Consider the following 20385-nt stretch of genomic DNA (forward strand, 5'->3'; position numbering starts at 1 on the left):
ACTTCACACTCGGTCGTAGTCGTACTCGCCCCGCTGGCCGGTGCCGTACCTGCGCAACGCGCCGTCGGGACCGGACGCGTTCGGCCGGATGAAGATCCAGTTCTGCCAGGCGGTCAGCCGTCCGAAGATCTTGGTCTCAAGGGTCTCCGGACCCACGAACCGGTGATTGGCCTCCATGCCCGTCAACGCGTCGGGGGACAGCGACGTCCGCTCCTCCAACGCGATGCGAACCTCGTCGGCGAAGTCGATGTCGTCGAGCGCAACGGTCACCAGTCCCGCTGCGTCGGCCGCGGACGCGTTCAGAGACTTGCCGATGGCCTCGCGCGCGTTGGCAAGATCGTCCTGCCGGCCCCAGAAGCGGGACTCCAGCCGGGACAGTCCGTTGCCCATCGGGTACGTGCCGTCGTTGGAGGCAGTCAGCTGGATGGTGGCAGGAGTGGCGGCGGGGTCGATGTCTTCGTACACGCCCTCCAGCATGTACTGGCGGTCGGCCGCCAGCGCGATCTCGGCCAGGAAGCCGGCGAAGCAGCTTCCCGGCTCGATGACGGCGATGAGGCTGCGGCTGGTCACGTCGAGACGCTTGAACGTCCTCTTTAGGTAGTGCCGAATCTCGTTGACGAGCCAGTCGCTGGCCAGGTCGGTGAGCTGCTGGTCGTAGGCGAGCACCGCAGCCGAGTCTCCGGCCGACCTGAACACCCAGGTGCCGAGCGAGATCTCGTTCGTCCGGAGCCGGAGAACTAGGTCATCCAGCTCGCGGGCGAACGCCATCGGCCAGTAGGCGACCCCTTGCTCGTGGATCTCGGCGGCGCCAGACGGCGGCGCGCTCTTCGGTCCGCGCACCTCGATGTCGACGCGTCGAGCCTCACGATCCAGGGTGGCTCGGACGTAGCGGTAGGAGATCTCGTCGTGGTTCTCGGTCCGCTCCAGAGGCGTCAGCTCGATCCCCTGGCCGGCGGCGGACCGGGTCGAGGTCGATGCGAGCTCCTTGGCGCGAGCCGTCACCGTCTCCACGAAGCTGTTGCGGGGCACGGTCGCATCCACCAGACCCCACTCGACGGCGGTACTGCCGCGGTAGCCTTCGGACTTCGTGGCGAACAGGTCTGCTCGGTCCTTGCGCACGTTGCGCTTGTCCACCACGCGAGTCAGACCGCCGGTTCCCGGAAGCACCCCGAGCAGGGGCACCTCTGGCAGGGAGACGGTGGAGGAGTTGTCGTCGATCAGGATGATCTCGTCGCAGGCGAGCGCGACCTCGTAGCCGCCGCCGGCCGCGGTGCCGTTCAGCGCCGCGATCCAGGTCTGCCCGGAGTTCTCCGTTGCGTCCTCGATGCCATTGCGGGTCTCGTTCGTGAACTTGCAGAAATTCACCTTCCAGGCATGGCTGCTCTGGGCGAGCATCCGGATGTTCGCTCCTGCGCAGAACATGCGCTCCATCCCGCCCGTGAGAACGACCGACTTGACCTCGGGGTGCTCGAACCGCAGCCGCTGGACAGCGTCGTAGAGCTCGATGTCCACGCCGAGGTCGTAGGAGTTCATCTTCAGGGCGTACCCGGGCACCAGACCGCCGTCCTCGTCGACCCTGAGGGTCACGGTGGCGATGGCGCCGTCGATGTCGATCGACCAGTGCTTGTACCGATCTGGGGAGGTATCGAAGTCGACGACGGGCGGGGTCGCAGCACCGTGCGACTGCTCCTCAGTAGCGTCCAGAACGGTCATGACGAGGTGGTCCTCCGTTGATCGGGGCTTACATGGCGCGGTCGCGCCGCATGCAAGCAATCCTCTACGTACGAGCAGCGAATCGTCAAGAGGTTGTAGCGTTTTGTCGTGACTGACCCTCGTTGCGGCGCAACCCGGCGAGACGGATGACAAGATTCGGATAAGAACTGCATCGAGGTGTGGAACGAGCAGCGCCCACCCCCTCGATTGCGAAGTCTGGGAGAGGTAGGCCTACATGACCGCGTCCACGTCGACGCCTGGCTCCACGAACCTGTCGGCGACCCGTCGACGGCAGATCGGATCCGCCAGTGCGCGTTCGTCGTTGCTGACGATGCTCGGCGAGTTCGTTCATCCGCGGGGCGAACCGGCGTGGACCGGGACCCTGCTGTCGGGGTTATCAGCTCTGGGGATCGAGGAGAAGTCCGCCCGACAGGCCCTCAACCGCACGGCGGCCGAGGGGATTATCGAGGCGAGCCGTCACGGTCGGCGCGTGTCGTGGTCGCTCACGCCCCAGGGAAGGACGCTGCTGGAGGAGGGCACGAAGCGCATCTACGGCTTCATGAGGGGCGGAAGGCCGTGGGACGGGCGCTGGCTCGTGCTCAGTGCTCCTATCTCGGAGGCGCAGCGCAAGCTGCGACACCGTCTGCGGACCAGGCTCACCTGGCTGGGCATGGGCAGTCCCACCCCTGGCCTGTGGATCAGTCCCGACACGGCGCTGTCGAACGAAGTTCACGCCGTGATCCGCGATCTCGGCATCGAGGACCAGGCATTCGCCTGGGTCGGCCCTGCCTGCGGGATCGGCAGCGAGAAGCAGCTGCTCGAGGCCGCCTGGGAACTCGACGCCGTCGAGGACCTCTACCTGGGATTCATCGATGCGTTCGAGACGAGGGAAGCCGGCACCGACCTCGAGTGCTTCGTCGCGCAGCTGGAGATGGTGGAGGCGTGGCGCCGGTTCCCCTTCCTCGATCCCGCCCTGCCGGCCGAGCTGCTCGATCACGACTGGCCCGGGCACCGTGCCGCGCAGGTCTTCCACGAGCGCCATGCCCGCTGGAACCGGGGTGCTCGGGCTGCCTGGGAGATCCTAGTCACGGCGGAGGGCCCGCTGTCCTGAGATCAGCAGGCTCTCGCGCGCGGCGCGGAACTCAGTACTGGTGCTCCTCGACGTCCACGTAGCCGCCCTGGTCCTCCTGGCCCGGGCCCGAGCCTCCTGCTGCGAAGTGGCCTCCGGGTAGGTCTCCTCGCGGATCTCGCCTTCGTGATCGGGCTCGGCCGATCCGACGACGCGCTTGCGCAGGTCGCCGTCGATTGCGCCGCGGACGCCGCGCACGACCAGCCAGTCGTGGACGTACACACGCTGGGCGTGGTCGCGGATGACGTTGAAGACGTAGTTGATTCCCCGGCGCGCAGCCTCGTCCTCCAAGCTGGCGAGGATGAAGCTCCCGATGCCGCGCTGTTGAGCCGACCGTTCCACGGCGAGAAAGATCTCGGCGTCACCGCCCCATGAGATGTCGAGGCGCCGGTAGCCCACGACGGCTCCGTCGGCACCACCGTCTCGGGCCGACCACCACTCCCCGGGAGCTCCCCACCCTCCCGGAACGGTAGGACAGAGGCACCGTCGGGAGCGCCTCCGATGATCCGGCGCTTGTCGTTGTCCCACACCGGATCCTCGTCCCGGACCCACACCAGGTCGTGGTCGGCCCGGCGAGTCACACCAGGTCCTCCTCGGCGAGGTGCACGTAGTCGAACTCCACCGGCTGGTCGTTGATGCCAGTCTGGGGCGGAGCGATCCAGTTGGCGAACTTGCCGTACTCGTACTCAGGCACCATCAGGTCGGCCACCGCCTTGCGATCCTCGGCAGAGGGGAGCCAGCTGTCGACCTGCGCTGCCCACTCCTCGTCGGTCAGGACCTTGCCGTCGGGGCTCACATGGTGCTCGGCGTAGACACCCACCTTGCGGTTGAAGCCCTCGTGCGGGAGGAACAGTCGCTCCTCGAGACCCGCGTCCTCGAGGGCCTGGTTCCACCGGCGCACGCCGTTCGCACAGTCGGCGACGTACTCGTCGCGGAGGTCGAGATTGAGCGCCGACAGCGCCGGCACCTCCTTCTCCCTGAGCTCGCCGTCCTCGACGTAGCGCAGAGTGCGGGTCTCGTCGAGCAGGACGTGGTCGTCGTTGCGTCGCGTCTCCTGCCAGCGGCCCTTGAGGCCCGAGGAGTAGTAGTTACCTGCGTTGGTCGACTGCTCGGAGCCGAACAGGTCCATCGACACCGAGTACTGGAAGTTCAGGTACTTCTGGATCACGTCGAGCGGAATGACTCCCTCGGCGAAGCCTGCCGTGCCGCCGTTCTCCTGCATCACCTGCGCGGTCCGCTCGACCGTTCGCTGCACGCCGGTGGTGCCGACGAACATGTGGTGTGCCTCCTCCTTCAGCATGAACTCGCAGGTGCGCGCGAGCGGATCGAAAGCAGACTCCTTCAGGGTCCCGAGCTGATACTTACCGTCGCGGTCGGTGAAGTAGGTGAACATGAAGAACTGAAGCCAGTCGGTGGTCTCCTCGTTGAAAGCGCCGAGGATCCGCGGTGCGTCGAAGTCGCCGCTGTTGCGCTTCAGCAGCTGCTCGGCCTCCTCCCTGCCCTCGCGTCCGAAGTAGGCGTGAAGCAGGTAGACCATGGCCCACAGGTGCCGACCCTCTTCCACGTTGACTTGGAACAGGTTGCGCAGGTCGTAGATCGACGGCGCCGTGTTGCCGAGGACCCGCTGCTGCTCGACCGACGCCGGCTCGGTGTCGCCTTGCACCACGATGAGTCGCATCAGGTCGGCGCGGTGCTCACCGGGCACCTCGGTCCAGACCGGCTGCCCCTTGTGCTTGCCGAAGTTGACGACCTTGTCGGGGTCCTCCTCCGCCAGGAAGATCCCCCATCGGTACTCCTCCATCGGCACGTGCTCGAAGTGTGCCCAGCCGTCGCGACCGACGGCGACCGCGGTTCGCAGGTACACGTCCTTGGTCGGCAACTGCGGACCGAGGTCCTTCCACCAGTCGAGGAACTTCGGCTGCCACCCCTCCAGGGCGCGCTGCAGCCGCCGGTCCTCGGAGAGGTTGACGTTGTTGGGGATCTTCTCAGAGTAGTCGATCTTCGACAGTGGCCCGGTCGGTGTGGGAGCCGCGCCGGTGCGGTTGTCGTTCGCCTGGATGGTCATCTGTTTGTCTCCTGTGTAGTCGCGGCCCGGTACGGCAGCCCGCTTTACTTGTTCTACGTTTACTTGACGTTTGCGCCCTGTGCTGTCGCCGAACGGCTCCTCGGCGGGCTAGATTCCGGCCAACGACCCGCTGGTCGATCTGGCGAGAGCATCGACGACCTCGGGACCACCCTGAACCGCGGTGCGCTGAAGGTGGTGGTAGACCGCTCGCAGGCCGCCCGCCTCTTCTCCGCCACCGGCCCGGCCCGGCCCCCCGTGGACAAGCTGAGGCATCGGAATTCCATGACCGGTGGACTCGGTGGCGCTGCGCTGGTCGAGGACGACGAGCCGGCCATGATGGGCAGCGATGCCGACCACGGCGGACCGGACGAAGTCAGCATCCGCACTGACCATCGATGCCACCAGTGAGCCCTCTCCCCGCGCCACGAGGTCGGGAACATCGGCGGGATCGGCGAAGGGGAGAAGGGTGCAGACCGGCCCGAACGCTTCCACCTCGTGCGGTGCTCGAGCGTCAGGATCGGCACCGAGGAGGATGGGTGAGAGGAAGGCACCGCGCTCCGCGTCGGCGCCGACGACATCGACCTTGCCCGGGTCGCCGAAGAGCAGGTCGCCAGACCTGGAAAGCTTGGCGATCTGTGTGCGCACGTCCTCGCGCTGGTCCAGGCCCACCAGGGCTCCCATCGTGACACCGTCGGCATCCGGGGCGCCCACGACCACTGCGGCCAGCTTCTCGGCGATCGCCTCCGCCGTCGCCTCGTAGAGCGCGTGCGGCACGAAGGCTCGACGGATCGCCGTGCACTTCTGGCCGGCCTTGGTCGTCATCTCCACCACGACCTGGTCGACGAAGATGTCGAACTCGGGCGTACCCGGCACCGCGTCCGGGCCGAGGATGGAGCTGTTGAGCGAATCGGCCTCGGCCGTGAAGCGCACCGACCGGCGCGTCACCGCATCGTGTGCGCGAAGCCGCGCGGCGGTCGCGGCCGAGCCCGTGAAGCCGACGAGATCCTGGCCGCCCAGCTGATCGAGCACCCCGGGCACGAAACCGCAGACCAGCTGCAGCGCACCATCGGGAAGAACTCCGGCCTCCAACATGATGCGCACCGCGTGCTCGGTGATGAACGCCGTCGGGGTCGCCGGCTTGACGATCGTGGGCACGCCGGCGAGGAGAGCCGGAGCAAGCTTCTCGAGCATTCCCCAAACCGGGAAGTTGAACGCGTTAATCTGAAGCGCGAGGCCGCGGCGGGAGGTCAGCACGTGCCGACCGACGAATCGGCCCTCCTTGCCGAGCAGAATCGGCTCGTCCTCGACCACGATCCTGCCGTCGGGTAGTGCCTTGCGACCGATGCTGGAGTAGACGAGCGCGGTTCCGAAGCCGCCGTCGACGTCGACCTTGGCGTCAGAACGAGTGGCCCCCGCCCTGGCCGACAGCTCATACAGCTCCTCCTTGCGATCACTGAGCGCGAGGGCCATCGACTTCACCACGGCTGCTCGCTCGGGGAACCTGAGCGCATGCAGCGACGGACCGCCTACGCGGCGCGCATGTTGCACAGCGTTCTCCAGGTCCAGACCGTCGCTGCTGACCCGACACAACGCCTCTCCGGTCACGGCGTCCGCGACCGCCACTCCGTCGCCGGCTCCGGTCTGCCACGAGTCACAGAGGAAGCTGGGAAGTACAGATGTCATGAGGGTCCTCTCGCCGATGTCGGCTATACTCTACATTACTATGTCGTTTCGACACCTAGTTGTTGCTCTTTAGTTCAGGCCGCCGGTCGCATCAATGACGCCGCCTGTGACCCAGCCCATGTCGGCAACCACCAGGGCCTCCACCACACCGGCCACGTCCTCGGGCTCACCCAGGCGGCGCATCGCGTTCGACGCGGCCATCGCCTGGATCGCACGATCCGACGTGCCGGTGCGCAGGGTCTCGGTGTCGGTGGCACCGGGTCGCACGACGTTGACGGTCACCGAGCGGGTAGCCAGCTCCTTAGCCGCCACCCGGGCCGCGATCTCCAGACCTGCCTTCGCAGCGGCATAGGTGATCTGTCGCGCCGGAGCCACGGCAGCTGCGGCGCTGGACAGCAGCACGACCCTCCCGCCGTCCTCGACACGGCGAGCGGCTTCCCGCAGAACGAGCAGCGCGGACTTGAGATTGAGGGCGAGCGACTGGTCGATCTGGGCGACGGTGAGGTCGATCAGCCTCGGATAGTCCCAGCCGCCGACGCAATGGACGGCGACGCGGAGCCCGCCGAGTGCCTGCGCAGCGTCGAACGCGACGCCGAGCTCGGACTCCTCCCGCGCGTCGCACCGCAACACTTCGATGGTCCCCTGCGACACAAGGCGCGACCGGAGCGCGTCGGCTCGCTGCTCGTTGACAGCGAAGGTCGCCACGGTCTGGTACCGCGGCACCAGCCGCTCGGTGATCGCGGCGCCGATGCCGCCGCAGCCACCGATGACGATCGCGCTGGCATGATCCTCGGACAAGATCAAGCTCCTACTCGCTACATGTATTCTGCGTTTCTGACTCCAAACGTAGCGCGTTAGGCGTTCGACATCTAGGGATGGTCATGCACGGACGAGCGGTGTTTGTGGTAGACGCAGTCAGAACTCCGCTTGGGAAGTACGGGGGCGCGCTGTCCGGCGTGCGTCCCGACGACTTGGCCGCAGCCACGATTCGCGCTTTGCTCGCCCGGAACGTGAACGTGGATCCCGAACGGATCGGCGAAGTGTACTTCGGGAATGCCAACGGTGCGGGCGAGGAGAACCGCAACGTGGCTCGGATGGCGGGTCTGCTCGCCGGACTGCCGACCAGTGTTCCCGGTTCGACCATGAACCGGCTGTGTGCCTCAGGACTGGACGCGGTCGTCATGGGCGCCCGGGCGATTGCGACCGGGGACGCCGACACGCTCATCGCCGGCGGAGTCGAGTCGATGACGCGAGCACCGTGGGTGGTGCCCAAGCCCGAGCGGCCGTACCCGGCCGGGGATGCGGCTCTGGTTTCGACCACGCTCGGTTGGCGCCTGGTCAATCCGAAGATGCCGTCGCAATGGTCGGTCTCGTTGGGCGAGGCGACCGAACAGCTCGCCGCCAAACACGGGATCGGGCGCGACGAATGCGATCAGTTCGCTGCGCGTAGTCACGCGTTGGCCGCGCAGGCCTGGGAGACCGGCAGCCAGCACTCGTGGGTGATCGACGTCGCGGGCTGTGCACTGACGCGGGACGAGAGCATCCGCGACCAAGTGACCTCGGCGACGCTCGCGACCCTCCGCCCGTCGTTTCGTCCCGACGGGATCGTGACCGCGGGCAACGCTTCTCCCTTGTCCGACGGCGCCGCAGCCGTCCTGTTGATGTCGGAGCAGGCCCTCCACGCGACGGGAGCCGAGCCGCTCGCGCGCGTCGGCTCGACCGGTGTCCATGCGGTCGACCCTCAAGACTTTGGCATCGCGCCGGTGGGCGCTGTCGACCGCGCGCTGACGAAGATCGGTCGGTCCGTCACCGACGTTGAGGTGATGGAGCTAAACGAGGCATTCGCTGCTCAGTCCCTCGCTTGCCTCAAGGAGTGGCCCGACCTCGACCCTGAGCGAGTGAATCGTCAGGGCGGCGCGATCGCAATGGGTCACCCGCTGGGCTGTTCGGGCGCCCGCCTCACGGGTGCGCTCGCACACCAGCTTGCCGGCGGAGGCGGATCTCTGGGGGTCGCGGCCTTGTGCGTCGGTGTCGGACAGGGACTCGCGCTCACGCTCGAGAGTTGAGGTGCGGTTGGATGCGCTGGCTGGCCGCGGCGACATCACTAGGCCACGCCGTCGACCGCGAGCCCTACGTTGTCTACAGGTAGTAGACGAATCGTGCGATATCTGTCACACGGTGGACCTCATTGCACCCCACTATTCATCACTTATGGGATGATCGGGGATGTCTGGCGTGGCGCCGAGTTTGCCACAGATGGCTTCTGAGCAGGAGAAACCTGGTCTCGGAGGACCCTCAATGATCCCCTATTATGTATCCTTAGGTTGTGGGTTCCAGTCCCGCGGGGCCTACTTATGTGATGTCTCAGGACATCGGCATAGCTCGAACCTACGGATGTGGGTTCGGGCTCATTGTTTCTGGGTGCTGGTCCGGGTGGTCGTCCGGTGCCGTGGTAGTCGCGCGCGGGTCGATGAGGAGGTCGCGGAGGATCTCGCCGGTGGCGGCGTTGACGATCCGGACGTGCAGGTGCTGGACAAACAGCAGGATGTTGGTGCCGGCGCAGGTTCGGCCGATGCCGATGTGGCGCAGTCGGCCGGCGACGCGCAGGGTGACGGTGCCGTTCTTGCCGACCTTGTCGGTGCGGACCCGGTCGTGGGTGTCGCGGGACCTGTCGGCGGCGGGGACGGCCTTGGGGCGGGTGTCGTAGATCGTGGCCGGGGTCGCACTGCGGGGTAGCGAACGGTGTGGCCGGGTGGTGTTGTACTGGACGGCGAACCGGTCCAGCAGGACCTGCAGCTCGGTGATCGTGGTCGGCTGGTCGCGCTGGGCGCGCAGCCACTTCTTCAGGGTCTGCTGGAACCGCTCGACCTTCCCGCAGGTGGTCGGGTGTTCGGGCGGGAGTTCTTCTGCACGATGTTGAGCTCACGCAGCTCAAACTTGAGGTGGTTCCGCCCGCCGCGGCCGCAGCGAACCGCGTAGTGTAGACCATCCCGTTGTCGGTGAGCACCGATGCCGGATGCCCGTACTGGGCTGCGGTTTCGCGGAATGCCGCGAGCACGATCGGCCCGGTGACCCGGAGATGGGCGCTGACGTGCAGTGCGTAGCGAGAGTGGTCGTCAAGCCAGGTCAAGATCTCCACGTCCACGCCGGTGGCCAGCCGGTAGTGGGTGAAGTCGGACTGCCAGGTCTCGTTGGGTTGCTCGGCCTCGAACCGGAGGTAGGAGGACTTCGTTCGCATCGAGGGGTCCGGGACCACCGCCGAGTGCCGGACCAGGATCCGGTGGATCGTGGCCCGTGGCAGCTGGATCTGGTGGTGATGAAGCAGGTGCCAGCTGATCGTGTCCGCCCCTGCATCGAGCCCGGCTTCGATCAGCTGTTTGCGCAGCAGCAGGACCAGTTCGACAGTCGCAGGCGCGGTGGCGTTGGGCGAGTGGTGGGGACGACGAGACCGTGGCTCGAACACGGTCTCCCCCTCGACGGCGTAGCGGGCCATGAGCCGGCTGATCCAGCCCTGGGAAACGTTGTAGGTGCGGGCGGCCTCACTCTGGGAGGCCCCGGCCAGCACGGCGGTGATGACAAGGCGGCGTTTCGACACCGTTCAGCGTCGAACCCGGCGGGGGTGTCAGATGGCCTGTGTAAACGGTTGGGTCGGTGGACGGGCAGGCTGTGCCTGCTCGTGGAAGGAGACCTATCCCTATGTCAGACCAGAAGCCGATCTCGAAGTCGAAGTCCGCGCGGGTGCCTGAGGCGCTCGGAAGTGGGCTGGATGCCGAGATCGACAGGATCATCGAGCGTGCACAGACCGAGGGTCTGCAGCTGACCGGCAAGCAGGGCTTGTTGGGCGGGATGATCAAGAAGGCTGTGGAGACGGCGATGAACGCCGAGATGACCGCTCACCTGGGTTATGAGAAGTACGCCGCCGAGGGCCGCGGCACCGGCAACTCCCGCAACGGCACCACGCCCTCGACGGTGCAGACCAATGCCGGGCCGGTCGAGCTGGACAAGCCGCGTGACCGCAACGGCTTGTTCGACTCCGTGGTGGTCCCCAAGGGCACCCGCCGGCTGGGCGAGTTCGAGGACCTGGTGATCTCGCTGTACGCCGAGGGGATGACCACTCGCGACATCGCCGAGCACCTGCAGATCACCTACGGCGCCGAGGTCTCCCACGAGACCATCGCGAACATCACCGACGCGATCAACGAGACCGTCAAGGAGTGGCGCAACCGGCCGCTGGATGAGGTCTACCCGATCCTTTACATCGACGCGATCCGGATCCGGATCCGCGACGGCGGCCAGGTCCGGGTCAAGGCCTGCCACCTCGTCGTCGGGGTCGACATGGAGGGCCGGAAACGGGTCTTGGGGATGTGGATCGAGGCCACCGAGGGCGCGCGGTTTTGGGCCGGGGTGCTCACCGAGCTGCGCAACCGCGGCCTGCGCGACGTGCTGATCGTGTGCTGCGACGGCCTGACCGGGCTGCCGGAAGCGATCACCGCGACCTGGCCCCGAGCGGTCGTGCAGACCTGCGTGGTCCACCTGATCCGCAACGCGATGCGCTACGCCTCCTGGAAGGACCGCAAGGCGATCGTGGCCATGCTCCGGCCGATCTACACCGCCCCCACCCTTCAAGCCGCCGAGCAGGCCCTCGGCGTGTTCGAGGACTCCGACCCGGGCAAACGCTGCCCGGCCGCGGTCGAGGTGATGAAGCGGGCCTGGGAGGAGTTCATCCCGTTCCTAGAGCTGCCCGAGGAGATCCGCCGGGTCGTCTACACCACCAACGCGATCGAGTCGATAAACTACCAACTCAGGAAGGTCACCAAGAACCGCGGCCAGTTCCCCCACGACGAGGCCGCCTACAAGCTGCTCTACCTAGCCATCTGTGACATCGAATCGCGGACCACATCACGGGGAGGAGGCAAGGAGAAGAAACTACTCATGCGCGGCGCCGCCAGCCAACACTGGACCGCCGCGCTCAACCAGTTCGAACTGCACTTCCCCGGACGACTACCCGCGGGAGCCTGAAAATTTCGATCCGGCCGTTTACACAGCCAAGTTGGCACGCTCAATCCGGCCCCGCCCCACCGCTGCGCCATGCCGATGACCCGACACATCCCATTCCGGCTACTGGGCTGCGCGCCTCGCACCTCAACCGGCGGCGGCTGCTGGGCTGGCGCGCCTCGCACCTCGACCAGCGGCAGCGCCTCGCACCTCAACCGGCGGAGCGGCAGGCGGCGCAGATGCCGTAGAGCTCGAGGCTGTGGCTGACCTCGGCGAAGTCGTGCTCACGGGCGACGGCGTCGGCCCACGTCTCGACGGCTGGGCCCGTCACCTCGACCGTGCGACCGCACGAGCGGCAGACCAGGTGATGGTGGTGGTGCGTGCTGCAGCGGCGGTAGACCGCCTCGCCGCCCCCACTCTGGAGGACGTCGACCTCGCCGGCCTCGGCCATCGCCTGGAGGGTGCGGTAGACGGTGGCGAGACCGACCTTCTCGCCGGTGTGCCGCAGGGTGTCGTGGATGTCCTGTGCGCTCTGGAAGTCGGCGGCGTCCGCCAGCGCTTCGGTGATCGCGCGCCGCTGGCGGGTCGGCCGCAGCGTCGAGGTCTCGGGCATCCAGGCCTCCCCGTCCGGTTGAGACTGGGTCTCAATCTACCGGCGCGCGGGCGGGAACCAGCCACGCGACCGCGGGATCCGGCGTAGATTTCGCGGAGGCAGGAAAGGAGGCTCCGTCGTGGCAGACCTTGACGATGTGGACTTCGGCGCGGACACCGACGCCATCCGCAAGTGGTTGGCCAAGCGCGCGACGTACGCCGGCGACCAGGGGGATCCCGTCCGTGGCGGAAAGCACCGCGAGGACCTGCCGGGCACCATCGATCCGAACAGCCTGGCCATCCCCAACACGCGCGACGCGGGAAGGGACGTCATCGATGCGTTGTTGGCGCCCGAGCCGCCGGTCGCGACACGCTGGCCCGCCCCCTACAAACCGGCTAAGGACCCCGCGGAGACGGTCGCCACGGACCCGGCGGCTGCGGGCTACCCCACCCCGCCCCCGCGCACCGGTACGACGCCCGGCCAGCCGTCGCCGTACGCCTCCACCCCGGAGCACGAGGAGGAGCTGACCACAAGTCGCTCCACCAACGCGGTCTTCAAGCCTCGCAAGGGAGTCCGGAACACGATCACGCTGGTGCTCGTCGCATCCGTGGCCATGACCGCCGCCGCCGGCTATCGCGCCTACGAGGTGCCGACGAGCCTCAACTACGGGCTGACCGCGATCGTCGCCGTGCTCACGCTGATCGTCTGGGGTGTGCGCGCCAGCACCAGCGTCACGGAGCTGGCGGTCATCCGTGGGCAGCTCGAGATCATCTGCGACGGAAAGTTCGAGGTGGTCGACCTGGCGAGCGTCTACACGCCGGTCGCGATCCAGGGCAAGCCCGGTCACCGCGGGTGGAAGGTGCTCATCGAGCGCCATGACGAGCCGCTGCTGGTGATCGACCGGAGCATGGTCGACCCACACCGCTTCACCGCGGTCCTCCATCGCGTGCGGCCGGACCTGCGACCGACGCCCGCTACGCCGGAGGCGTGATCCAGTAGCGGCGCTTGCCGTTGCGGACGTCCTCGAACACGCCGCCGCCGGACTCGATGGTGCGCGCGGACGGCACGTTGTCGGTGTCGCACGTGACCAGCACCTGGTCGATGCCGAGCTCGCCCGCGCGTCGTACGCCGAGGGCGAGCGCCCGCTTCGCGTGCCCCTGCCGGCGCCGCGCCGGCCGCACCGAGTAGCCGATGTGGCCGCCCTCCTGCAGCAGCCAGTCATTGAGCTGGTGGCGGAGGTTGAGGAACCCGATCACCTCGTCTTCGCGGTCGCCGTCCCCCGCCGTGATCCAGAAGTACGTCGACGCGACCCGGCCGCTGTCCGGGTCGGCGGACACCCGCTCGGCCAGCACGTCGACCAGCTCCTTGCACGACGCCTCGGTCGGCTCGAGGGGGCGGTCGAGGTTCCATGAACCGGACCCGTGCATGACCTCGTCGCCGAAGTCGGCAACGGTGGCGGCCCAGCTGGGGAACCACCGCAGATCAGGCAGCACGAGCGCGGTCATGCTCCATCTTGACCGAGCCGCGACGTTCGTCGCACTCGGTTTCTCCGCCGGCTCAGATGGACGAGCCGACCGAGGTCGCCTTCACTCCGCGCGCCTGCTCGTCGGTGAGGCGAACCTCCTCGAGGGCCTGGCGCTCGAGCTCCTCACGGCGCTGACGCTCCGCCTCCGCGTCGTACTCCCCCGGCCGGGAGACCAGGTCGGCCGCCCCGCGCTGGAGCCGCTGCAGCGCGACCCGCGCGAAAATCTGCTGCTCCGTCGACGTCCGCTCCGAACGGCCACGGCCGAGGAAGGAGACCAGCCAGTGCAGCACGGCGGTGACCCGGTTCTTGAACCCGGTGATGTAGAAGAGGTGGACGCCGAGCCACATCAGCCAGGCGATGAACCCGGTCAGCCGGAGCTTGCCGACCAGCGCCACCGCCCGGAACCGGCTGACGATCGCCATCGAGCCCTTGTCGAAGTACTTGAACGGCTTCTGGGGCGCCTTCCCTTCGAGCCGGCCCTCGATCTCCTTCGCGGCGTACTTCGCTCCTTGGATCGCAACCTGGGCGACACCGGGCAGGTTGTCGAGCGCGATCATGTCGCCGACGACGAACACCTCTGGATAGCCGGGCAAGGTCAGGTCGGGGTTGACCGAGATCCGCCCGGCCCGGTCCAGAGGCGCGCCCGTCTGCTCCGAGAGCGTCTTCCCGAGAGGGCTCGCCTGGACACCCGCGGCCCACACCTTGGTGACGGCGGCGATCCGCTTCTCCGTGCCGTCCTTGTACTTCACGACCAGACCCCGCTCGTCGACATCGGAGACCAGCGCACCGAGCATGACCTCGACGCCGAGGTCGTCGAGCTTCCTCTGGGTCCAGGCGCCCAGCTTGGCCCCGAAGGGCGGCAGCACCTGCGGGGCCGCGTCGACGAGGATGACCCGAGCGTGGTGGCTGCTGATGGCTCGGAAGTCGCGGGTGAGGGTGCGGTGGGCGAGCTCGGCGATCTGTCCCGCCATCTCGACGCCGGTCGGTCCGGCGCCGACGACCACGAAGGTCAGCAGGTGGTCGACGTTCTCGCCGCGGGCGGCGCCGAGCTCGGCCATCTCGAACGCGCCGAAGATACGGCCGCGCAGCTCGAGGGCGTCGTCGATGCTCTTCATGCCCGGCGCGAACTCGGCGAAGTGGTCGTTGCCGAAGTAGGACTGACCGGCGCCCGCCGCGACGATCAGCGAGTCGTACGGCGTCGTCAGCTCGCGGCCTAGGACCTGCGACGTGACCGTCCTGGCGTCGAGGTCGACGGAGGTGACCTCACCGAGCAGCACCTGCGCGTTCTTCTGCTTGGCCAGCACCTCGCGGGTCGGCGGCGCGATCTCGCCCTCGGAGAGGATGCCGGTCGCGACCTGGTAGAGCAGCGGCTGGAACAGGTGGTGGGTGGTCTTCGCGATCATCGTCACGTCGACGTCGGCACCCTTGAGCGCCTTGGTGCCGAACAGCCCGCCGAAACCAGATCCGATGACGACGACCTGGTGCCGGTTCGATCGCGGCACGAGTGCGCGGTCGGGCGTCGGGGTCTGTGCGGTCATCGGGAGCCTCCTGCTGCGGGATGGTGCTCGGTGCCGGTGCCGTGACAGCGTCGTCTGGCTGTTCCTATCCTCCCGCCAACGCCTGTCCGGCCAAAAACGACGCCTCTCCGTGGTGTCTGCTGAACCACAACGGGGAAGGTCTCCATCTGTGGACGACTCGCAGGACGGGCAGGTACCCGTTCGGTCCCGGTTCGCGACAGAATCCGGCGCTAGGTGAATGTTTGACCGCTGGTGCACCGGGTAGATCACCCTGGATTACTGGGTCGACCCGCTCTCGGGCGTTGGACCATCACGGAAGGGGTTACTTGGTGCCGCACCGGCAGGTCCTCACCCTGACCTCTGGTCCTCGTAGCGTTCAGGAAGCGCGTCGCTGGGCGGTGCGCACGTGCGAAGCGATCGAGCGGAGCGACCTCGTCGAGTGCGCTGAGCTGGGCGTGTCCGAACTCGTGACGAACGCCCTCCTCCACGGCGAGCCGCCGACCCGGCTCCAGCTGAGGGGGACGCCGGAGCACCCGCGGATCGAGGTCTCCGACGCGTCCGTCGTACCGCCGCAGCCCGGGTCGCGCGGCGGCGGCATCGACCTCGACGCCTTCGACCTCGACGCGTTCGACTCCAGCGCGAGCCAGAACATCGACATCAGCAACCTCGGCGGCTTCGGCCGCGGCCTCGACATCGTCTCCCGCGCGAGCGTCGCCTGGGGCGCGGTCATCGAGGAGGACGGCAAGACGGTCTGGTTCGAGCCCGCCACCGAGTTCTCCGACGCCGCCGGCGCCGACTTCCAGCTGATGGCGCCCCCGGACGCCGGCGAGCCCCGGACGCGGATGGGCGAGGTGGCCATCCAGGTCAAGGGCGTCCCGGTGCACGCGTTCTCCCGGTTCCAGCGCCACTACCGCGACCTGCGACGCGAGATCCGGCTGCTCGCGCTCGCCCACGAGGAGGACTACCCCCTGGCCAAGGTGCTCTCGAACCACTTCAACGCCCTGGAGCGCCCACTGCGGACCAACATGGGCCGCGAGCAGGTCGACGACGCGCTCGACGCGGGGCGCGACTGGGTCGACCTGAGGCTGCGGATGCCGCCGCACGACGCCCGCCAGATCGGCGAGCTGATCGACCTCCTCGACGCCGCCGACGACTTCAGCCGCGCCGAGCGACTGCTCACCGCTCCGCGCTCTCCGGATCAGCGGGCGTTCCAGATCTGGTTCCTCAGCGAGTTCCGCCGCCAGGCAGCGGGCGCCGCCCCCCAGGCGTGGTCGGGCAACCCGAGCACCAGTCCTAGCATCTAGCCCGTGCCACCCTCGTCCCGGCTGCTGCTCGCAGTGGCGGTCGGCGGTGCGGTGGGCGCCGTGCTCCGCTTCGAGGTCGGAGAGGCCGTACCCGACAGCGCCGGCTTCCCGTGGACGACGTTCGCCATCAACGTCGTCGGCTGCGCGCTGCTCGCCGCACTCGAGCTCCTCCCCCTCGCCCGTAGCTCCGCGACGTGGGCGGCGGGCATCGGGCCCGGGCTGCTCGGCGGCTTCACGACGTTCTCCGCGACCAGTGAGCAGGGTCGGGCGCTGCTGGCTGCCGGCGACACCGTGCTCGCCGCTGGCTACCTCCTCGGCACGCTGGCGGCATGCCTGACCGCCGTGGTCGTGGTCGGGCGCTTCGCGCCGCCGCTCCCCCGCGAGGACGAGATGTGAGCGACGTGTTCTGGGTCGCGCTGGGCGCCGGCCTCGGCGCTCCGCTCCGGTTCGCGCTCGGCCGCCGGTACGACGGCGCGCTCCCCTGGGGCACGCTCGTGGTCAACGTCGTCGCCTCCCTCGTTCTGGGGATGTGCGTCGGCTGGTCGGTCGACGGCGCCGCACTGGCACTCGTCGGCGCCGGGTTCTGCGGCGGTATGTCGACGTACTCCTCGTTCGCCGTACAGACCCGCGACCTCGGCCGGCGCGGCGGAGCGACGTACGCAGCGCTCACGCTCACCCTCGGCCTCGCCGCCGCCGCCCTCGGCTATGCCATCGCCGGTGGTTGAGGTGACCTCGGGTGGTTGAGGTGCGAGGCCGCCCGCGGCCGAGCCTCGAAACCGCCCTCAACCAGCGGCCGCCCTCAAGTCCTCAGGCGTAGCCGAGCTCGTGCAGACGGTCGTCGTCGATCCCGAAGTGGTGGGCGACCTCGTGGACCACGGTGATCCGGATCTCCTCGATCAGCTCGTCCTCGTCCTCGCACATGTCGAGGAGCGGGCCGCGGAACAGGAAGATCCGGTCGGGCAGGTCCGGCATCCAGGAGCTGTCGCGCTGAGTCAGAGCCACGCCGTCGTAGAGGCCGAGGAGGTCGTCGGGCTCGTCGTCGGGCGGCTCGTCCTCGACGAGGACGACCACGTTGCGGACGAGCGTCGCGATCTCGTCGGGGATCGCGTCGAGAGCCTCGCTGACAAGCGCGTCGAAGCGCTCGGGATCCATCTCGACCGGCACGACGACCATTGTGCCGGTCGCAGGAAGCAAGAAGCCCGGATCGGAGATCCGGGCTGCTGGCGACCCCGACGGGACTCGAACCCGCGGCCTCCGCCGTGACAGGGCGGCGCGCTAACCAACTGCGCTACGGGGCCTTGTGAAGCGGTGGAACTCTAACCCATCCGGCCCGGGCCGACCCAATCGAGGGGCCGCGACGCACCGCCGGGCAGAAGAGGAGCTGGTCCGCTGGCCGACCGCCCGCCTGAGGGGATGTCGATACAGGACAAGATGGAGGCCGACGAGGTCGAGACGGGAGGTGACGGACGTGGTCGCATCGACCACTGCCTCCGTGAGCGCAGCGCAGCGACCTCCGGAGCGGCCCCCGGCCAGCCCCGCGCTCGTCGTCGCGACCCTGTCGCTGTGCGGCATCGTCGTGTCGCTCCAGCAGACGCTGCTCCTGCCGTTGCTGCCCCTGCTGCCGGAGCTGCTCGACACCACCGCGGACAGTGCCTCCTGGCTCGTCACCGCCACCCTGCTGACGGGAGCAATCGCAACCCCCACGATCTCGCGGCTCGCCGACATGTACGGCAAGCGGCGGATGATGGTGATCGCACTGGCGGTCTCGGTGCTGGGCTCGTTGGTCGGTGCGCTGAGCCAGGCGTTGCCCCTGCTCGTCGGGGCGCGGGCGCTGCAGGGCGTCGGCATGGCGCTGATCCCCGTCGGCATCGCGATCATGCGCGACGAGCTGCCGCGCGAGCGACTGCCGCTCGGCGTCGCCCTCATGAGCGCCACCCTGGCCATCGGCGCCGGCGTCGGGTCGCCCCTGTCGGGTGTCATCTCCGAGCACCTCGACTGGCACGCCATCTTCTGGCTCACCGGCCTCGTCGGCGTCATTCTCCTGCTCGCCGCCCTCGTCGTCCTCCCGGAGTCGCCGGTCCGCACGCGGGGCACGTTCGACGTGCGCGGCGCCGTACTCCTCTCACTCGCCCTCACCGCCGTGCTGCTGGTGCTGTCCAAGGGAGGCCAGTGGGGCTGGGGCTCGCCCCTGACCCTCGGTCTCGGGGCCGCGGGCGTCGCGATCCTGGCCGTCTGGGGGCCGCTCGAGCTGCGGACGCCCGACCCCCTCGTCGACCTACGGGTCGCCGGCCGGCGCGCGGTCCTGCTCATCAACGCCGCGTCGGCGCTCGCCGGCTTCGCGATGTTCGCCAACATGCTGCTGACCACGCAGTTCCTCCAGGCCGCGACGGCGACCGGCTACGGGCTCGGGCTCGACGTCCTGGACACCGGGCTGTGGATGACGCCCAGTGCCGCGGCGTTCGGCCTGATGGCACCGGTGTCCGCATGGCTGACGCGCCGCGTCGGCCCGCAGGCCACCATGCTGAGCGGCGCCGCCGTCATGTCCGCGGCGTACGTCGGACGCGTGTTCCTCAGCGACAGCCTGACGCAGGTCGTGGTGGGCTCCGTGATCGTGGGGGCCGGCACGGCGATGGTGTACGGCGCCATCCCGATGCTGGTGATGCGAGCGGTGCCGGTCACCGAGACCGCTGCCGCCAACGGCCTCAACGTCCTGCTCCGCTCCTTCGGTACGTCGACCGCGAGCGCGATGACTGCCGCCGTCACCACCGCGTGGGTCGTCACCGTCGGCGGTCAGCTCCTGCCGAGCAGCCAGGCGCTCACGCTGCTGCTGTGGACCGCAGCCGCCGCTGCTCTCGGCGCGGCGGCGCTCGGAGTTCCCATGCTGCGCATGAGCGACTTCGACGCCGACGCCGACCGCGTCGGCACGGCCACGACCGGCCGGCCGTCGAAGGTCGTCCGCGGTCAGGTGCTCTCGCCGTCCTCGCGCCCGATCCCGAGCGCCGTGGTCACGATCCTGACGCCCGACGGTAAGCCGGTCGACTGGGGACAGGCCGACTCCGAGGGGCGGTTCAGCGCCGCGATCCCGGGGAGCGCGGACTACCTCGTGGTGACCGCCGCCGACGGCTGGCAGCCGCGTTCGCGCATGCTCCATCTCGACAGCGACGCGCCGCTCCCCCCGATCGTGCTGCGTGACCGGCTGACCCTCACCGGCGTCATCACCGACTCCGCCGGCGAACCGGTCAGCTCCGCGCTCGTCGTCCTTACCCGCAACACCGGCGAGACCGTGCTGTCCGCGCGCACCGACCACGAGGGCCGCTATGAGATGCCCCGGCCCGCCAACGGTCGCTACGTGCTCACCGTCGTCGCGGCCAACGGCGCCATCGGCGCCCGCCCGGCCACCGTGTGGGAGGCCGCGCGAAGCATCGACCTCACCCTCGGCACGCCGCTCGCCTGAGGCAGGCGTCGGACCGGCGGCAACGCCCTCTGCCGGCGTCAGCCCGTCTCTGCCGGCCGGTCGGGGATCCCGAGCCGCAGGTGCTCGGCGTGGTAGACGGCCTGGTCGAGCAGCTGGGCGACGTGGTTGTCGTAGAGCGAGTAGACGATGCTCCGGCCGTTGCGGACGCCGTCGACGAGACCCAGGTTGCGGAGGAGTCGTAGCTGGTGGGAGACGGCGGACTGCTCCATGCCGGCGGCGTCGGCGAGCTCGCTGACGGTCGCTGACCCTTCACGGAGACGACCGAGGATCATGAGCCGGCTCGGAGTGGCGAGCGCCTGGAGCGTGGTCGCCACGGCCTTCGCAGAGGCAAGGTCGAGCCTCGTGCTCGTCGACAGCCGTGCGTCCATCCGATGACCCATGAGACAA

19 protein-coding genes, 1 tRNA gene and 2 pseudogenes are annotated in these 20385 nt (G+C 68.6%); 9 read left to right on the forward strand and 13 right to left on the reverse strand.

Going from position 1 to position 20385, the window contains the following annotated elements; all coding sequences use genetic code 11:
- Positions 1 to 3 precede the first annotated feature (3 nt).
- Positions 4 to 1713 carry a 2,3-epoxybenzoyl-CoA dihydrolase gene (gene boxC, locus ACJ5H2_RS22545; protein WP_408899694.1) on the reverse strand — a complete coding sequence of 570 codons (1710 nt, stop codon included), beginning with the start codon at positions 1711 to 1713 and terminating at the stop codon, positions 4 to 6.
- Positions 1714 to 1948: 235 nt separating this feature from the next.
- Here boxC and ACJ5H2_RS22550 point away from each other — a divergent pair, with 235 nt between their 5' ends.
- Positions 1949 to 2824, forward strand: coding sequence for a PaaX family transcriptional regulator C-terminal domain-containing protein (locus tag ACJ5H2_RS22550; protein WP_408899695.1), 876 nt, complete (start codon positions 1949 to 1951; stop codon positions 2822 to 2824).
- On the opposite strand, the gene ACJ5H2_RS22555 is transcribed toward ACJ5H2_RS22550, so the two are convergent.
- From ACJ5H2_RS22555 to ACJ5H2_RS22570, 4 genes are all read right to left on the reverse strand, one after another.
- Positions 2795 to 3241 carry a GNAT family N-acetyltransferase gene (locus ACJ5H2_RS22555; protein ID WP_408899696.1) on the reverse strand — a complete coding sequence of 149 codons (447 nt, stop codon included), beginning with the start codon at positions 3239 to 3241 and terminating at the stop codon, positions 2795 to 2797. The two genes, ACJ5H2_RS22550 and ACJ5H2_RS22555, sit on opposite strands and share 30 nt — an antisense overlap.
- Positions 3242 to 3419: 178 nt before the next feature.
- Positions 3420 to 4907: a benzoyl-CoA 2,3-epoxidase subunit BoxB gene (gene boxB, locus ACJ5H2_RS22560; RefSeq protein ID WP_408899697.1), complete on the reverse strand. Its 1488-nt coding sequence runs from the start codon at positions 4905 to 4907 to the stop codon at positions 3420 to 3422.
- Between the two features lie 108 nt (positions 4908 to 5015).
- Positions 5016 to 6530 (reverse strand): phenylacetic acid degradation bifunctional protein PaaZ, encoded by a 1515-nt coding sequence (gene paaZ / locus ACJ5H2_RS22565; protein ID WP_408899698.1) that lies wholly within the window; start codon positions 6528 to 6530, stop codon positions 5016 to 5018.
- A 129-nt stretch (positions 6531 to 6659) separates the two neighbouring features.
- Positions 6660 to 7388, reverse strand: coding sequence for an SDR family oxidoreductase (locus ACJ5H2_RS22570; protein WP_408899699.1), 729 nt, complete (start codon positions 7386 to 7388; stop codon positions 6660 to 6662).
- Positions 7389 to 7471: 83 nt separating this feature from the next.
- Here ACJ5H2_RS22570 and ACJ5H2_RS22575 point away from each other — a divergent pair, with 83 nt between their 5' ends.
- Both ACJ5H2_RS22575 and ACJ5H2_RS22580 read left to right on the forward strand, forming a co-directional pair.
- Complete coding sequence (locus tag ACJ5H2_RS22575; RefSeq protein WP_408899700.1) at positions 7472 to 8656, forward strand: thiolase family protein; 1185 nt, start codon at positions 7472 to 7474, stop codon at positions 8654 to 8656.
- Positions 8657 to 9011: 355 nt separating this feature from the next.
- Entirely contained in the window at positions 9012 to 9326 is a 315-nt protein-coding gene (locus ACJ5H2_RS22580) for a hypothetical protein (RefSeq protein ID WP_408899945.1), read from the forward strand.
- 51 nt (positions 9327 to 9377) lie between these two features.
- Here ACJ5H2_RS22580 and ACJ5H2_RS22585 read toward each other — a convergent pair.
- Positions 9378 to 9437 (reverse strand): annotated as a pseudogene (locus tag ACJ5H2_RS22585) (hypothetical protein); the annotation flags it as partial.
- A 175-nt stretch (positions 9438 to 9612) separates the two neighbouring features.
- Positions 9613 to 10083: pseudogene (locus ACJ5H2_RS22590) on the reverse strand (IS481 family transposase); the annotation flags it as partial.
- Positions 10084 to 10286: 203 nt separating this feature from the next.
- On the opposite strand from ACJ5H2_RS22590, the gene ACJ5H2_RS22595 reads away from it, so the two are divergent.
- Positions 10287 to 11609 (forward strand): IS256 family transposase, encoded by a 1323-nt coding sequence (locus tag ACJ5H2_RS22595; RefSeq protein WP_408899701.1) that lies wholly within the window; start codon positions 10287 to 10289, stop codon positions 11607 to 11609.
- Between the two features lie 187 nt (positions 11610 to 11796).
- On the opposite strand, the gene ACJ5H2_RS22600 is transcribed toward ACJ5H2_RS22595, so the two are convergent.
- Complete coding sequence (locus tag ACJ5H2_RS22600) at positions 11797 to 12198, reverse strand: Fur family transcriptional regulator (protein ID WP_408899702.1); 402 nt, start codon at positions 12196 to 12198, stop codon at positions 11797 to 11799.
- Between the two features lie 118 nt (positions 12199 to 12316).
- Between ACJ5H2_RS22600 and ACJ5H2_RS22605 the strand changes: the two genes are divergently transcribed.
- Entirely contained in the window at positions 12317 to 13168 is an 852-nt protein-coding gene (locus tag ACJ5H2_RS22605) for a hypothetical protein (protein ID WP_408899703.1), read from the forward strand.
- Here the strand turns inward: ACJ5H2_RS22605 and ACJ5H2_RS22610 are convergent.
- Together ACJ5H2_RS22610 and ACJ5H2_RS22615 are read right to left on the reverse strand one after the other, a co-directional pair.
- Entirely contained in the window at positions 13152 to 13682 is a 531-nt protein-coding gene (locus ACJ5H2_RS22610) for a GNAT family N-acetyltransferase (RefSeq protein WP_408899704.1), read from the reverse strand. The two genes, ACJ5H2_RS22605 and ACJ5H2_RS22610, sit on opposite strands and share 17 nt — an antisense overlap.
- Positions 13683 to 13734: 52 nt before the next feature.
- On the reverse strand, positions 13735 to 15240 hold the full coding sequence (locus ACJ5H2_RS22615; RefSeq protein WP_408899705.1) for an NAD(P)/FAD-dependent oxidoreductase: 1506 nt from the start codon (positions 15238 to 15240) through the stop codon (positions 13735 to 13737).
- A 434-nt stretch (positions 15241 to 15674) separates the two neighbouring features.
- Between ACJ5H2_RS22615 and ACJ5H2_RS22620 the strand changes: the two genes are divergently transcribed.
- From ACJ5H2_RS22620 to ACJ5H2_RS22630, 3 genes are read left to right on the forward strand one after another with little or no spacing between them, the layout of a single operon-like run.
- Positions 15675 to 16523: an ATP-binding protein gene (locus ACJ5H2_RS22620; protein WP_408899706.1), complete on the forward strand. Its 849-nt coding sequence runs from the start codon at positions 15675 to 15677 to the stop codon at positions 16521 to 16523.
- Positions 16524 to 16526: 3 nt separating this feature from the next.
- Entirely contained in the window at positions 16527 to 16919 is a 393-nt protein-coding gene (locus tag ACJ5H2_RS22625) for a fluoride efflux transporter FluC (RefSeq protein WP_408899707.1), read from the forward strand.
- On the forward strand, positions 16916 to 17248 hold the full coding sequence (locus ACJ5H2_RS22630) for a fluoride efflux transporter FluC (protein WP_408899708.1): 333 nt from the start codon (positions 16916 to 16918) through the stop codon (positions 17246 to 17248). The genes ACJ5H2_RS22625 and ACJ5H2_RS22630 overlap by 4 nt, the downstream gene beginning before the upstream one ends.
- 82 nt (positions 17249 to 17330) lie before the next feature.
- Here the strand turns inward: ACJ5H2_RS22630 and ACJ5H2_RS22635 are convergent, their stop codons facing one another.
- On the reverse strand, positions 17331 to 17687 hold the full coding sequence (locus ACJ5H2_RS22635) for a metallopeptidase family protein (protein WP_408899709.1): 357 nt from the start codon (positions 17685 to 17687) through the stop codon (positions 17331 to 17333).
- 57 nt (positions 17688 to 17744) lie between these two features.
- A tRNA-Asp gene (locus ACJ5H2_RS22640) sits at positions 17745 to 17821 on the reverse strand.
- Between the two features lie 194 nt (positions 17822 to 18015).
- On the opposite strand from ACJ5H2_RS22640, the gene ACJ5H2_RS22645 reads away from it, so the two are divergent.
- On the forward strand, positions 18016 to 19977 hold the full coding sequence (locus tag ACJ5H2_RS22645; RefSeq protein WP_408899710.1) for an MFS transporter: 1962 nt from the start codon (positions 18016 to 18018) through the stop codon (positions 19975 to 19977).
- Between the two features lie 38 nt (positions 19978 to 20015).
- On the opposite strand, the gene ACJ5H2_RS22650 is transcribed toward ACJ5H2_RS22645, so the two are convergent.
- Positions 20016 to 20378: an ArsR/SmtB family transcription factor gene (locus tag ACJ5H2_RS22650; protein WP_408899711.1), complete on the reverse strand. Its 363-nt coding sequence runs from the start codon at positions 20376 to 20378 to the stop codon at positions 20016 to 20018.
- Positions 20379 to 20385: the final 7 nt, after the last annotated feature.

Source organism: Nocardioides pymetrozini, assembly GCF_046058985.1.
Classification (GTDB): Bacteria; Actinomycetota; Actinomycetes; order Propionibacteriales; family Nocardioidaceae; genus Nocardioides.